Source organism: Azospirillum fermentarium, from assembly GCF_025961205.1.
GTDB classification, from domain to species: Bacteria; Pseudomonadota; Alphaproteobacteria; order Azospirillales; family Azospirillaceae; genus Azospirillum; species Azospirillum fermentarium.
The window spans coordinates 496,911-510,000 of record NZ_JAOQNH010000001.1 but is presented as its reverse complement, the minus strand read 5'-3'; the positions used below and the strand labels follow the sequence as shown (position 1 = coordinate 510,000).

Genomic DNA, 13,090 nt, shown 5'->3' with positions numbered 1-13,090 from the left:
CGGCGCCGTGGCAGGCGGGGCAGGTGCGTTCGATGGTGAAGAAGCCCTGCTGGCTGCGCACCTTGCCGTGGCCGGCGCAGGTGGGGCAGGTGATGGGCTGGGTTCCCGCCGCGGCACCGCTGCCGTTGCAGGTGTCGCACGCCACCGAGGTGGGAACCTTGATGGTCGATTGCGTGCCCTTGAAGGCGTCTTCCAGCGAGATTTCCAGGTTGAAGCGGAGATCCTGGCCACGGCCCGATGCGGCCCCGCCGCCCCGGCGTCCGCCGCCCATGAATTCCCCGAACATCTCGTCGAAGATGTCGGCGAATCCGCCGCCGCCGCCGCCGAAATCGAAACCGCCGAATCCGCCGCCGGCCCCGCCCGGACCACGGCCGTTCTCGAAGGCTCCGTGCCCGAAACGGTCATAGGCCGCACGCTTCTGCTCGTCCTTCAGGACGTCGTAGGCTTCGCTGATTTCCTTGAACTTGTGCTCCGCCTCAGCATCGCCCGGATTGCGGTCCGGGTGGTACTGCATGGCAAGCTTGCGGTAGGCCTTCTTCAACTCGTCGGCGCTGGCGGTCTTCGCGACACCCAGCAGTTCATAATAATCCTGTTTGGCCATGTGTCCCGAGCGCCTCTCAATCGTACCGCTCCGCCGGCCCCCGTGACGGGGCCGGCGGAACAGACGCTATACCATGGTTGTGGCCGTTCGGGCGTGACTTACGACGGCTTCTTCTTGCTGTCGTCCACTTCCTCGAAGTCGGCGTCCACCACACCCGGTTCGGCCTGGGCCTTGGCGCCGCCGTCGGCAGCCCCTTCGCCCGCTTCACCGGCCTTGTACATGGCCTCGCCCAGCTTCATGGAGGCCTGGGCCAGGGCATCGGTCTTGGCCTTCAGGTCGGCCAGATCGCTGGTCTCCAGCACCGCCTTTAGGTCGGCCACGGCCTTTTCCGCCGCCGCCTTGTCGGCCGCCGGGATCTTGTCGCCGCCGTCCTTGATGGTGCGTTCGGTGGTGTGGATCAGGGCGTCGGCCTGGTTGCGGGCGTCCACCAGTTCGCGGCGCTTCTTGTCCTCGGCGGCGTGGGCCTCGGCGTCCTTCACCATCTTCTGGATGTCGGTGTCCGACAGGCCGCCCGAGGCCTGGATGCGGATCTGGTGCTCCTTGCCGGTGGCCTTGTCCTTGGCGGTGACGCTGACGATGCCGTTGGCGTCGATGTCGAAGGTCACCTCCACCTGCGGCACGCCGCGGGGGGCCGGCGGGATGCCGACCAGATCGAACTGGCCCAGGATCTTGTTGTCGGCGGCCATCTCGCGCTCACCCTGGAACACCCGGATGGTGACCGCGGTCTGGTTGTCGTCGGCGGTGGAGAAGACCTGGCTCTTCTTGGTCGGGATGGTGGTGTTGCGGTCGATCAGGCGGGTGAACACGCCGCCCAGCGTCTCGATGCCCAGCGACAGCGGGGTCACGTCGAGCAGCAGGACGTCCTTCACCTCGCCCTTCAGCACGCCGCCCTGGATGGCCGCACCGATGGCGACCACTTCGTCCGGGTTCACGCCGCGGTGCGGCTCACGGCCGAAGAACTGCTTCACCGCCTCGATGACCTTGGGCATGCGGGTCATGCCGCCGACCAGGATCACCTCGTCGATCTCGCTGGCCTTCAGCCCGGCGTCCTTCAGGGCCGCCTTGCACGGCTCGATGGTGCGCTGGATCAGGTCGTCCACCAGGGCTTCCAGCTTGGCGCGGGTCAGCTTGATGTTCAGGTGCTTCGGGCCGGACTGGTCGGCGGTGATGAAGGGCAGGTTGACCTCGGTCTGCATGGCCGAGGACAGCTCGATCTTCGCCTTTTCCGCCGCTTCCTTCAGACGCTGGAGCGCCAGACGGTCCTTGCGCAGGTCGATGCCCTGCTCCTTCTTGAACTCGTCGGCGAGGTACTCGATGATCCGCGCGTCGAAGTCTTCACCGCCCAGGAAGGTGTCGCCGTTGGTGGACTTCACCTCGAACACGCCGTCGCCGATCTCCAGCACCGACACGTCGAAGGTGCCGCCGCCCAGGTCGTACACCGCGACGACGCCCGCACCCTTCTTCTCCATGCCATAGGCCAGAGCGGCGGCGGTCGGCTCGTTGATGATGCGCAGCACTTCCAGGCCGGCGATCTTGCCGGCGTCCTTGGTGGCCTGACGCTGGGCGTCGTTGAAGTACGCGGGCACGGTGATCACGGCCTGCGTCACCTTTTCGCCCAGGTAGTTCTCGGCGGTTTCCTTCATCTTGGTCAGGATGAAGGCGGAAATCTGGCTGGGGCTGAACTTCTTGTCGAAGGACTGCACCCACGCGTCGCCGTTGTCGCCCGACACGATGGAATAGGGCACCAGACCCTGATCCTTCTTGGTCAGCGGGTCTTCGTAGCGGCGGCCGATCAGGCGCTTGATCGCGAAGAAGGTGTTTTCGGGGTTGGTCACCGCCTGACGCTTGGCGGGCTGGCCCACCAGACGTTCACCGTTCTGGGCAAAGGCCACCATCGACGGGGTGGTCCGGGCGCCCTCGGCGTTCTCGATCACCTTGGCGGAGGAGCCTTCCATCACGGCAACGCACGAGTTGGTGGTGCCAAGGTCGATGCCAATCACTTTGCTCATGTCTAACCTCTGTTGTTCGGCAGATCGCGGCGGCCCTGGTCTGTTCGGGTCGGCACCGCCTGCGGTCCCCTGCGGTCGTTGAACGGTTCGGTCGGCGCGTGTGCGACGGTTCGCGGCAGATATAGGCAGGTCGGCCAAAGCCTGCAACGCCCTCCCGCATCAATCGGGCAGAGATTGTGGCAAAACGGCGCAGATTCCTCCAGTCCCCACCGTGTGGCACGCGGTCCCGCCGTGATGGCAGAAAAACAGGGAAACATACAAGTATATGTCCTTGATATACCCGGGTATTCACTTGCATCCCCTCCCCACCCGCATGGGTCGAAGTGATCTTCCCGTGATACGCTAGAAAAGATGAACATGTTAACTGTTGATTAAGGAAAAAGAAGCGCCAACATAAGAGTGAGTTGCGAACAAGCCGTTGCCGTTACTGGAGCAGGAAAGATTTTTTTCTCTTGGAGTCATGATTGCTGTGATATAGGCATTTCTTATGTAGGAGATGCCGGTGTCATTCGCGCCGGTGTTACGGGCGACTGCCAGAATCTGGGGATGCGATCATGAGGGAAGACCGGCGCGACGTGGCCTTGGCCATCAAATCCTGCCTCGACAGCCTGCAAAATGATGCCGAACGCAGCGAATTGGGGGATCTGGCGCGTTTTATCAGCTTGGCGGCTCTGGCTGCCGAAGAAGCGGCCCTGGCCCATGACGCCCATGCCGCGCAGCTTCACGCCCTGATGGCCGGCAGCGCCGGTCACTGCTGACCTTCCCGATGATCGTCATAGGCGACAGCGAATAGACGCTTGGCCGGACACACGCCGGGCCGCGCCGTTCCTCTGGATGGCGCGGCCCGGCTTTTTTGTCCGGCGTTTCTGCCCCCTGCCGGGGGCGGCCCGACACCCCGTGGCCGATGGCTGGCGAAAGCGGGAGCGGGGCTTCAGCCCCCCTGGCCCGTGCGGGTGACGAGATCCGACAGCTCCATGCCGGCCTGGGCCGCCGCCAGGGTAAGGGATTCACGGTCGGGCCAGCAGATGACGCCGCCGATCTCGGCCAGGCATCCGCCCAGCGTCACCGTCCACACCCCCACGGAGGCCAGATGGATCACGCGGCCCAGCGGGCGGGCGCTGCGGGTGGCCGTGCTGCCCGCGTGGAGGGTGTCGCTGAGAGACGCCGGAACCGGTGATGCCGTTCCCACCGCTGCAACCGGCATGGTGTGCCGCTGGCGCCGTTCCCCCGGATGCTCGGCGGGCGCGAAAGACAAAGCGGGTGTGTGCAGGGCATTGGACATGGCCGCGGCTCTTTTCAAGAGATCAGAAGATGTTTGTTACGACACTGAACCTACCCAAAAAAAACGCCTTGTAAATAGAAATTATCGTCAGATGCGGAAGGGCGGGGACTGTAATCGCCAAAGGATTGTCTAGAATTTTATTGAATGCCTCGGTGTTGGTAACACCAAAGTAAATGGATCAAAAACCGTCTTAAATCTTTCAGATATGAAGGGAACCTTTTCCCAGCCGCTGCGTTCCCCTGGAAGAGGTGTGACAACCGCGGGGTGAAATAAGGCAAGTCATTGTTTTTCATATGGTTATAAACCTCCTGCCACCGTGGGGCCGATGGCGTTGCGGGTGCCGGGTGGCTTGGCCGGATACGGCTCCCCGTCTCCGGTGCGGGCGGTATGGTAACGGTTGCGTCAATGATTGTTACCGCCCGGATACGGCAGAGCATCTGACCGATCCTGCCGTCACCGCCGGGACTGGGGCTGCCTGCGACACTATGGATCGCCGCCGGGAATGAAACCTCGGCCTCGTGTGTTCGTGTTCACATACTCCCGTACAGGAGCAACAGAGGAGCCCAGGGAATGCTGACGAGGAAATTTGCCGCCGCCGCCATGGCCGCCGCTCTGCTGGCGGGCTGTTCCAACCTGTCGCATCGGGAAAACCGGGCGCTGATGGGCGCCGGAATCGGGGCGGCGGGCGGTGCCGTCATCGGCTCCGTCACCGGCGGCAGCCCGTGGGTGGGCGGCCTGATCGGCGGTGCCGGCGGTGCGGCGGTGGGGGCGCTGTCGGGTGGGCGCTGACCCTTTTCCGCCTAAGTGGGCTTACTCGCGGAAATCGTCGGGTGACATCTGCCGCACCCCCGGCACGGAGTCGCCGGCCGGTGCGGCGGGTGGCGCCGGGCGCGGGGCCTTCAGCGGCTTGTTGACCGCCCCGCGCGGCCCGACGCTGGGCTGATCGCCGAAATCGGGCAGGGGGGGCATGCGCTCCATGGTGGTGCGCATGAGCTGGGCGATGCGGTCGGTCTCGTCCCGCAGCGCCTGCCCCCGCTCCCCGTCGTAGCGGGGATCGTCGAGAAAGGCGCGGATGGCCATCAGCCCACGCAGCTCCAGCCCGCAGATCTCATAGGTGCCCAGCGGCAGATAGCGCGCCCGGGCGAACACGGAAAAGAACGCGGCGCTGGTTTCCACGAACAGCAGCACCATGCGCGCGTGCATGCGGTCCAGCGCCAGCAGCATCTGGTCGGCCAGATCGGGGGGCAGGGCGTCCAGCCGCTCCTCCACCGTGGCGGCGAGGGAGAAGAAATCGCGCACCTTGCGGGTGAAGCGGCGGTAGCGGGTCAGGCCGCCGATGCTGACCCGGCTGCGCGCCGTCTCGGCCAGGGTCTGGGATTTCTTCCACAACTCGTCCAGGCGCAGCATCAGGCGTGCCGCTTCGCGCTGAAGCACGGCCGGGTTGGGCGGGGCGGCGGGGGGCCGGGGCGGGCGGAGCGGCGGCATGTCCTCGGTCTTCGGGGGATGGGGTCTTCGGGAATCGGCGGAAAAGAACGGTGGTCCGTCAGGAATAACGCATCACCGCTGGGTTTGGACCGTCAGCGTCTGTTCTTTGCCGCGGCGGACCACCTGCAACTGCACCGGCGTGCCCACGCGCACCAGGCCGACACGGTTGCGCAGGTCGGCGGCGCTGTGGACCGGGCGCCCATCGACCGAGGTCACCACGTCGCCGCTGCGCAGGCCGGCGCGGTCCGCCGCCGATCCGCTCTCCACCTTGGCGATCACGGCGCCCTGGTCGCCCTCCACGTTCAGGCTTTCCGCCAGTTCCGGGGTGAGATCCTGGATGGCGACGCCCAGGCGCCCGCGGCGCACCTGCCCATATTCGACGATCTGGTCCATCACCGTGCGCACGATGGAGGTGGGAACGGCAAAGCCGATGCCCACGCTGCCGCCCGCCGGGCCGATGATGGCGGTGTTGATGCCGATCAGCTCGCCCTGGAAATTGACCAGCGCGCCGCCGGAATTGCCGGGATTGATGCTGGCGTCGGTCTGGATGAAGTCCTCGTACCCTTCCACCTTCAGCCCGCTGCGGCCCAGCGCCGAGATGATGCCCGACGTCACCGTCTGGCCCAGGCCGAAGGGATTGCCGATGGCGACCGCGAAATCCCCCACCTTCAGCCGGTCGGAATCGCCCATGGGCAGCGCCGTCAGCCGGTCGGCGCCGATCTTCAGCACCGCGATGTCGGTGGCGGCGTCGCGGCCCACCAGCGTGGCGGTGAACCGGCGGCGGTCCTTCAGCGTGACGACGATTTCCTGCGCGTTCTCCACCACGTGGTTGTTGGTGACCACATAGCCCTTGTGCGCGTCCACGATCACGCCCGACCCGGCGCTGGCCCGCGGGCGCTGCTGCGGCATGTCGGGGATGTTGAAGAAATGGCGGAAGAACGGGTCGCGCAGCAGCGGGTTTTCCACCTGCGGCGCCTTGGACAGAACGGCGATGTTGACCACAGCCGGGGTGACGGCTTCCAGCATGGGGGCGATGGTGCCGGCCCCCATCACCGCCGCCGGCAGGGCCGCCGAGGCCCCGCCCGCCATTTCCACTCCGGTGCCCAGGCCGATGGCCAGCGCCGCCAGGGCGGCGATCCGTTTCACGTTCATAGCCCCTCTCTCCCCCTTCGCCCCGGTCATCCGGCGATGATCGTCCGGCGTGCATCACGACCGGCAGAATTGGGCAAAAGCCTCTGTGCTTTCAAGCCCGTCCCGCCGTCCGCCGCCGCATCCAGCGCCGCCGCAGCGCCCCCGGCAGCCCGGCGGGCATCCCCAACAGCAGCACCCCCGCCGGCCCCAGCGCCCACAGAAGCAGCAGGGGGGCGGGCGTATCCCGCGGCACCGGCACCAGCACGGCCCAGGGGGCCGAGGCCCCGCCGCCGTCCGCCGCGCCGGTCTGGGGGGGCGCGGCGGTCCGGGGAGCGGCCGGGCGCAGGGCGACCTCCCCCCATTCCGGCTCCTCCCCGAGCCGTCCCAGCCCGGCAGAGCCGCCGGGGGTGTCGAGCCGCTGCCGGCAGCGCCCGGCGTCGGTCACCCCCACCCCGGCGGGGCGGGCGGCCAGCAGGGTGCAGCCGGGGGCCAGCAGGGCGGCGTCCTCCTCCCCCTCCAGACGCCAGACATGGGCGGCCAGCACCACGGCGATCACGCTTTCGGTCATGGCCGTTCCCGTGCCTGCGGCGGGGGCCGGCGCCGGCACGGCCACCACCACCACCGGCTGGGAGCCGGTGCCGTCACGCCCGCCGCTGCCGCGGATAACGTCCACCGTCACCAGGGGGCGGGCGGCGATGACCGCCCCGCGCAGGACCGCCGGGGCGGGCCGCACCGTTCCCCGCGATTCGGCGATGGCGCCATAGGCGTCGGTGCGCACGATCCCCAGCCAGCCGTCCGGTGCCAGGACCGACAGCGCGGCCGCCACGGCGGGGACGGCGCCGGCCCCGCGGTTCTCCCCCGCCGCCGCGCGGATGACGGACACCACCGCGTCCAGGCGGGCGGCGGCCTCCGCCGCCACGCCTTCGGCCCGCGCGGCGGCCACCGCCCGCGCGTCCTGTTGTCGCATTGCGGGGATGGAAACCGCCGCCGCCGCCCACAGGACCAGCAGAGCCACCGCCGGCCAGCGGGGCCGAAACCGCCAACGCACCGGCTCCACCGCCGGGCTTTCCGCCGGCTGGGGCACGGGAACGGGCAGATGAACGGGGGGCGGGGGTGATGTCATGACAAAATCCTGGCCGTCCGGGTGCTGCCGCCACATATGGCTTATGGAGAAGGGGCACCCCGCATGGCTTTACGCCGTTGCTTTGCGCGGTTAAATATCATTTCGTCTCTTATCGAAGAACGGAAGTGCCGGGCCGGAGCCGGGAATGAATGATACGCCACTGCTCGAATTGAGCGAGCAGGACTATCAGAAGATGGAAGAAGCGCTGTCGCAGACGGCGCGCGGCCGCGCGTTCCTGCGGATGCGCGACCGCCGTGCCCGCGTGGTCGCCGTCGATGAATTCAGCGCCGTGGCCGCCAGCCTGAGCGCCCAGGTGCAGCGGCTGGCGTCCATCGACGGCTTTGCGCCCATGCCCATGGCCGGCGGCGGCGGGGCTGCCGCGGCCATGGCCGGCGGCGACCCCTATCTGTCGCGCATCCAGCAGGAACTGAACTCCATCGGCCAGTTCGTGCAGGAGGCGCACCGGGACATCGCCGCACTCCGCCCCGCCGACACCGGCGCCAACCGCATCATGGCCGCCACCGCCGAGCTGGACGCCATCGTCAACGCCACCGAGCAGGCGACCACCGAGATCCTGAACGCGGTGGAAAAGATCCAGGAATACACCGCCCTCATCCCCCGCGACGATCCCGACTGGGCCGAACTGGCCGACGGGGTGGAAGCGCAGTGCATCGAGGTGATGACCGCCTGCTCGTTCCAGGACATCACCGGCCAGCGCACCACCAAGGTCATCAACACGCTCCGCTACATCGAGGAGCGCGTGAACACCATGATCGAGATCTGGGGCGTGGAGCGGGCCGCCGGGGTGATGCCCAGCGTCGATATGTCGGCGGCACACCGCAAGATGAACGACGACCGGCCCGACGCCCATCTGCTGAACGGGCCGCAGTTGGACGGGCAGGGGGTGAGCCAGCAGGACATCGACGCCCTGTTCGACCAGATGGCCAGTTCCAATCCGGGAGCGCTCAATTTCGGGGGTGCGGCGCCACCGCCGCCTCCACCTCCACCGCCGCCTCCACCGCCGCCTCCACCGTCCCGTCCTCCACCGCCTCCGCCCCCGCCTGCGGCCCCGGCGAGCGCGGGGGAGCCGATTTCGCAGGACGACATCGACAAGCTGTTCGCGTGATTGAGACATGGCATACGACGGCACCCTGAAAACACGCGTCAAGCTCACCCAGGAACAGTTGGACCGGGTGTGCGAACGCCACCAGCGTTTCGCCGAGGGGCGCAACGGCGGTGCGCGTGCCAACCTGCCGTTTTATGACCTGACCGGGCTGGACCTGACCGGCCGCAACCTGACCGGTGCCTTCCTGTCGGGCGCCATCCTGCGCGAGGTGTCCCTGCGCGGCAGCATCCTCGATTACGCCGACCTCTACGGCGCCGACCTGCGCGGCGCCGACCTGCGCAAGGCGCGCCTCTACCGCACCGACCTGCGCGGCGCCAACATCCGCGGCGCCAACCTTGAGAACGCCGCCCTGGTGGAGGTGGACCTGCGCGACGGCGCCCTGGTCAACCGCAGCAGCCCCGGCGAGAAGAAGGTGGTGGGGTTCCAGCCCGGCCCCGCCGACCTGTCCACCGCCCGCATCAACAACGCCGACATGGCGCGGGCCAAGATGACCGGCAGCTTCGCCCGGCAGGTGGATTTCACCAACACCACCCTGAACGGGGCGCGGCTGGAGCGGTCGGACCTGCGCGACTGCAACTTCATCGGCGCCGACCTGCACGGGGCGGCACTGGCGGGGGCGGACCTGCGCGGCGCCAATCTCGACGGCGCCTTCATGAACGAGCTGGACCTGATGGACACGGCCCGGACCGATTCCGAGGCCGCCGCCATCAAGAACCTGCCCCCCCTGCCGGTGGAGGAAGAGCCGGCGGGCGACCCCGAACCCCCGCCCGAGCCGCTGGAAGAGCTGATGCGGCTGCACATGCTGTGGCTGGGATCGGGGGGCAAGCTGGGGCGGCAGCTCGACATCAGCGGACGCAACCTGGAAGGCGCCAATCTGGCCGGCGCCGTCCTGACCCTGGCGCTCGCCGACAAGGTGAAGCTGCGCAACGCCACCCTGCGCGGCGTCCAGTTTCAGGCCGCCCGGCTGGAAGGGGCCGATTTCCGCTCCGCCGACCTGCGCGGCGCCGACCTGCGCGGGGCGGTGATGAACCGCGCCATCCTGATCGACGCCCGGCTGGACGGGGCCAACGTCTCGTCGCTGCAGATCGCTTCGTCCCATCAGGTGATGCGGGCGTCGCTGGTGCGCGCCCGGCTGGCCGGCGCCTCGCTGGCCGAGGCCAACTTCAACAGTTGCGACCTGACCATGGCCGACCTGACCGGCTGCAACCGCACCGGCACCACCATGGACGACGCCATCCTCGACGGTGCGCGGATGGCGGCGCCGTCGTTCTAGAAAAAGGCCGAGGGGAGCTTCCCCTCGGGCTCCCCCGGCAAGGGCGGGGCCCTTGCATCCCATTCGGTTTGACCTCGGCATCGGGGGCACCCATGTCAGGACGGTCGGCGCGTCTTGGGGGGAGGGGTGGCTGTGACTGCCGTGACCGTGCTTGCGGGGGAAGAGGGACGTCCGTCCGTGCGGCCGGTGGCCGTGTGGCTGTATGCCTGCTGCGCCATGATCGTGGCCATGGCGGTGATCGGGGCGGTCACCCGGCTGACCGAATCGGGATTGTCCATGGCGGAATGGAAGCCGCTGATCGGCATCCTGCCGCCGCTGTCCGACGCCGAATGGCACCGCGTCTTCGCGCTTTATCAGGCGACGCCGGAATTCCGCATCTACAACAGCGCCATGGATCTGGACGGGTTCCGCCGGATCTTCTGGTGGGAATGGTTCCACCGGCTGTGGGGGCAGGCGATCGGCTTCGCCTTCCTGCTGCCGTTCCTGGCGTTTCTGGTCCAGGGGCGGCTGACGGGGGCGCTGGCGCTGCGGCTGGGCGGGCTGTTCCTGCTGGGCGGGCTGCAGGGGCTGATCGGCTGGTACATGGTGATGAGCGGGCTGGTGGACCGGCCCGAGGTCAGCCATTACCGGCTGGCGCTGCATCTGGGCACCGCCATCGTCATCTACGGCCTGACGCTGCGGCTGGCGCTGGGCATCAGCGACCCGTTGCCGCTGTCGGGCTGGCATCCGCAGGCGGGGGCTTTGCGCCGGCATGGGCGCTGGGCGCTGGCGGTGGTGGGGCTGACCATCGTGTGGGGGGCCTTCGTCGCCGGGCTGGATGCCGGGCTGGCCTACAACACCTTTCCCACCATGGCCGGGCATTGGATCCCGCCGGAGGTGGGAAACCTGACGCCGTGGTGGCTCAACCCGCTGGAAAACACCGCGGCGGTGCAGTTGATCCACCGCACCCTGGCTCTGACGTCGGCGGCGGTGGTGGTGGCGCTGGCGGTGCGGGTGTGGCGGGCCGAACTGCCGGGGCGGACCACCGGGCGGGTGGCGCTGGCGCTGGGCATCGCCGTTGTGGTCCAGGTGGGGCTGGGCATCGCCACGCTGCTGAGCGTGGTGTGGATTCCCGTCGCAGCCGCCCATCAGGCGGGGGCGCTGGCGGTGGTGGGGCTTTTGGTGGCCCTGCTGCACCGGCTGCGGGAGTAGAAAACCGTTCCCGCCGCCGGGGCCTGCCCGGCTGCGGGAACGGGGAACCGGATTACTGGTAGTACAGGCCGCCGTTGATGTTCAGCGTGGCGCCGGTGACGTAGCCCGCGATCTCGGACGCCAGGTACGACACGGCACCGCCGATTTCTTCCGGCTTGCCCAGACGCTTCATCGGAACGGTGTCGATGATGCCCTGACGGATGTCGTCACGGATGGCCATCACCATGTCGGTGCCGATGTAGCCGGGGGCGATGGCGTTGACGGTCACGCCCTTGGTCGCCAGTTCGGCGGCCAGCGCCTTGGTGAAGCCGATCACGCCGGCCTTGGCGGCGGAATAGTTGGTCTGGCCGCCCTGGCCCTTCACGCCGTTGACCGAGGAGATGTTGATGATGCGGCCCCAGCCACGCTCAGCCATCTTCGCCGACACCTGATGGGTGACGTTGAACAGGCTGGTCAGGTTGGTGTTGATCACCGCGTCCCACTGGCCCTTTTCCATCTTGGGGAAGAACTTGTCGCGGGTGATGCCGGCGTTGTTGACCAGGACGTCCACGGGGCCCAGGTCGGCTTCGATCTTGGCCACCATCGCCTTGCAGCTCTCGTAGTCCGACACGTCGCCCTCGGCCGCGTAGAACTTGAAGCCGGCGGCTTCCTGCTGGCCCAGCCACGCCGCGGCGGGTTCGAAGCCGGGCAGGCAGTTGGCCGCCACGACGAAACCGTCCTTGGCAAGCGCTTGGCAAATGGCGGTGCCGAGGCCGCCCATGGCACCGGTGACAAGCGCGATCTTCTGAGACATCACTGTCGCTCCACTCTACAAAGGCAATTCTTCAGGAAAAATGCCCACGGTTGATCGTCGGATGAAAACCCCCGTCAAAAGCAGGGCTTTGTCACCACCGCGCCGTTCTTCCGATTCCCCTGTGGATCACCCGCCGCGGCAAGCACCACCATATTACAGGGTACCCGGTCCCGCCAACTGCGCCGCAGCATCGCTCGTGCGAACATTTTGAGACAGTGCAACATAAGGCGGGGCATACTGACGAATTGTCTTTTAAAGTTTCGAATTGATTCCAAAGGATTATGATCGGGCCAGGGGCGTATGACCTGAGACTGCGGCTTTATGTCGCAGTCTTGGCCGGACGACGGTAAAACGGGGGATAAGAGGCCGTCCGGGCGCGCAAGACGGCGCTGGTACGAAAATCAGGGACGGTTGAGTCCCCGGCCCGGCGGCGGCTGATTTTGAGCCGTTGCGAAAGGTTATCCATTTCTTTCCCGCGCTGCAACATTGCGGAACGGGGCTCTGATACTTTGTTTTGGGGCCGTTTGCCTGGTCCGGGACCGGCCCTTCCCCGCGGCTACAGGCGGATCAGGACCACGCCCAGGATCAAGGATGCGGCCCCCGCCAGCCGGGGCAGGCTGACCGGCTGCTGCACCAGCCCGAACAGGCCGAAATGGTCGAAGGCCAGCGACCCCAGCATCTGTCCCACCACGATCAGGGCCAGCACCGTCGCCGCCCCCAGGCGCGGCACCATCAAAATGGCGGTGCCGATGAACAGGGCGCCGAACAGCCCGCCGCTCCACGACATCCACGGCGCCGGTCCGGCGAACGCCTCCGACAGGCGGGGGCCGGGGGCGGCCAGGGCGACGGCCAGCATCGCCAGCATGCCGACGAAATAGCTGACGAACCCCGCCCACCACGGTGATCCCAGGGCGGTGCGCAGGTTGGCGTTCAGCACCTGCTGCAAGGCGACGCTGGCCCCGGCCCCCACCACCAGCAGATAGGAAAGGACGGACAAGGCGGCTGTCATGATGAAAAACTCCCTCACAGGACGGTGCGTGTGTGGGGGAGGGGATAACAGGCGGGGGCGGCGGCGG

Annotated in this window: 13 protein-coding genes (1 of these 13 running past the window's edge); 5 read left to right on the top strand and 8 right to left on the bottom strand. The window is 67.6% G+C overall.

Annotated features, from left to right (window positions below; genetic code table 11):
• Together dnaJ and dnaK are read right to left on the bottom strand one after the other, a co-directional pair.
• A protein-coding gene (dnaJ, locus tag M2352_RS02505) for a molecular chaperone DnaJ (RefSeq protein WP_264662937.1) crosses the window boundary here: on the bottom strand, positions 1 to 601 show its 5' portion. It extends 554 nt beyond the left edge of the window; only the first 601 of its 1,155 coding nucleotides appear in the window; it begins with the start codon at positions 599 to 601; its stop codon lies off the left edge, out of view.
• Between the two features lie 98 nt (positions 602 to 699).
• Positions 700 to 2,610 (bottom strand): molecular chaperone DnaK, encoded by a 1,911-nt coding sequence (dnaK, locus tag M2352_RS02500; protein ID WP_264662936.1) that lies wholly within the window; start codon positions 2,608 to 2,610, stop codon positions 700 to 702.
• A gap of 554 nt (positions 2,611 to 3,164) precedes the next feature.
• Between dnaK and M2352_RS02495 the strand changes: the two genes are divergently transcribed.
• Positions 3,165 to 3,368 carry a hypothetical protein gene (locus tag M2352_RS02495; RefSeq protein WP_264662935.1) on the top strand — a complete coding sequence of 68 codons (204 nt, stop codon included), beginning with the start codon at positions 3,165 to 3,167 and terminating at the stop codon, positions 3,366 to 3,368.
• Between the two features lie 173 nt (positions 3,369 to 3,541).
• Here the strand turns inward: M2352_RS02495 and M2352_RS02490 are convergent, their stop codons facing one another.
• Positions 3,542 to 3,892 (bottom strand): hypothetical protein, encoded by a 351-nt coding sequence (locus tag M2352_RS02490; RefSeq protein WP_264662934.1) that lies wholly within the window; start codon positions 3,890 to 3,892, stop codon positions 3,542 to 3,544.
• Between the two features lie 570 nt (positions 3,893 to 4,462).
• Here M2352_RS02490 and M2352_RS02485 point away from each other — a divergent pair.
• Complete coding sequence (locus tag M2352_RS02485) at positions 4,463 to 4,681, top strand: YMGG-like glycine zipper-containing protein (RefSeq protein ID WP_264662933.1); 219 nt, start codon at positions 4,463 to 4,465, stop codon at positions 4,679 to 4,681.
• Between the two features lie 21 nt (positions 4,682 to 4,702).
• On the opposite strand, the gene M2352_RS02480 is transcribed toward M2352_RS02485, so the two are convergent.
• The 3 genes from M2352_RS02480 to M2352_RS02470 all read right to left on the bottom strand — a co-directional run bounded on the left by M2352_RS02480 (position 4,703) and on the right by M2352_RS02470 (position 7,631).
• Complete coding sequence (locus M2352_RS02480) at positions 4,703 to 5,377, bottom strand: hypothetical protein (protein WP_264662932.1); 675 nt, start codon at positions 5,375 to 5,377, stop codon at positions 4,703 to 4,705.
• A gap of 72 nt (positions 5,378 to 5,449) precedes the next feature.
• Entirely contained in the window at positions 5,450 to 6,529 is a 1,080-nt protein-coding gene (locus M2352_RS02475) for a Do family serine endopeptidase (RefSeq protein ID WP_264662931.1), read from the bottom strand.
• A 91-nt stretch (positions 6,530 to 6,620) separates the two neighbouring features.
• Positions 6,621 to 7,631 (bottom strand): hypothetical protein, encoded by a 1,011-nt coding sequence (locus M2352_RS02470; protein WP_264662930.1) that lies wholly within the window; start codon positions 7,629 to 7,631, stop codon positions 6,621 to 6,623.
• A 145-nt stretch (positions 7,632 to 7,776) separates the two neighbouring features.
• Here M2352_RS02470 and M2352_RS26465 point away from each other — a divergent pair, with 145 nt between their 5' ends.
• From M2352_RS26465 to M2352_RS02455, 3 genes are all read left to right on the top strand, one after another.
• Positions 7,777 to 8,757, top strand: a complete 981-nt coding sequence (locus tag M2352_RS26465; RefSeq protein WP_319802013.1) for a protein phosphatase CheZ — start codon at positions 7,777 to 7,779, stop codon at positions 8,755 to 8,757.
• 7 nt (positions 8,758 to 8,764) lie between these two features.
• Positions 8,765 to 10,030 carry a pentapeptide repeat-containing protein gene (locus M2352_RS02460; RefSeq protein WP_264662929.1) on the top strand — a complete coding sequence of 422 codons (1,266 nt, stop codon included), beginning with the start codon at positions 8,765 to 8,767 and terminating at the stop codon, positions 10,028 to 10,030.
• 132 nt (positions 10,031 to 10,162) lie between these two features.
• Positions 10,163 to 11,221 carry a COX15/CtaA family protein gene (locus tag M2352_RS02455; RefSeq protein ID WP_264662928.1) on the top strand — a complete coding sequence of 353 codons (1,059 nt, stop codon included), beginning with the start codon at positions 10,163 to 10,165 and terminating at the stop codon, positions 11,219 to 11,221.
• Positions 11,222 to 11,273: 52 nt separating this feature from the next.
• Here the strand turns inward: M2352_RS02455 and phbB are convergent, their stop codons facing one another.
• Positions 11,274 to 12,014 (bottom strand): beta-ketoacyl-ACP reductase, encoded by a 741-nt coding sequence (phbB, locus tag M2352_RS02450; RefSeq protein WP_264662927.1) that lies wholly within the window; start codon positions 12,012 to 12,014, stop codon positions 11,274 to 11,276.
• Between the two features lie 556 nt (positions 12,015 to 12,570).
• Positions 12,571 to 13,023: a DMT family transporter gene (locus tag M2352_RS02445; protein ID WP_264662926.1), complete on the bottom strand. Its 453-nt coding sequence runs from the start codon at positions 13,021 to 13,023 to the stop codon at positions 12,571 to 12,573.
• Positions 13,024 to 13,090: the final 67 nt, after the last annotated feature.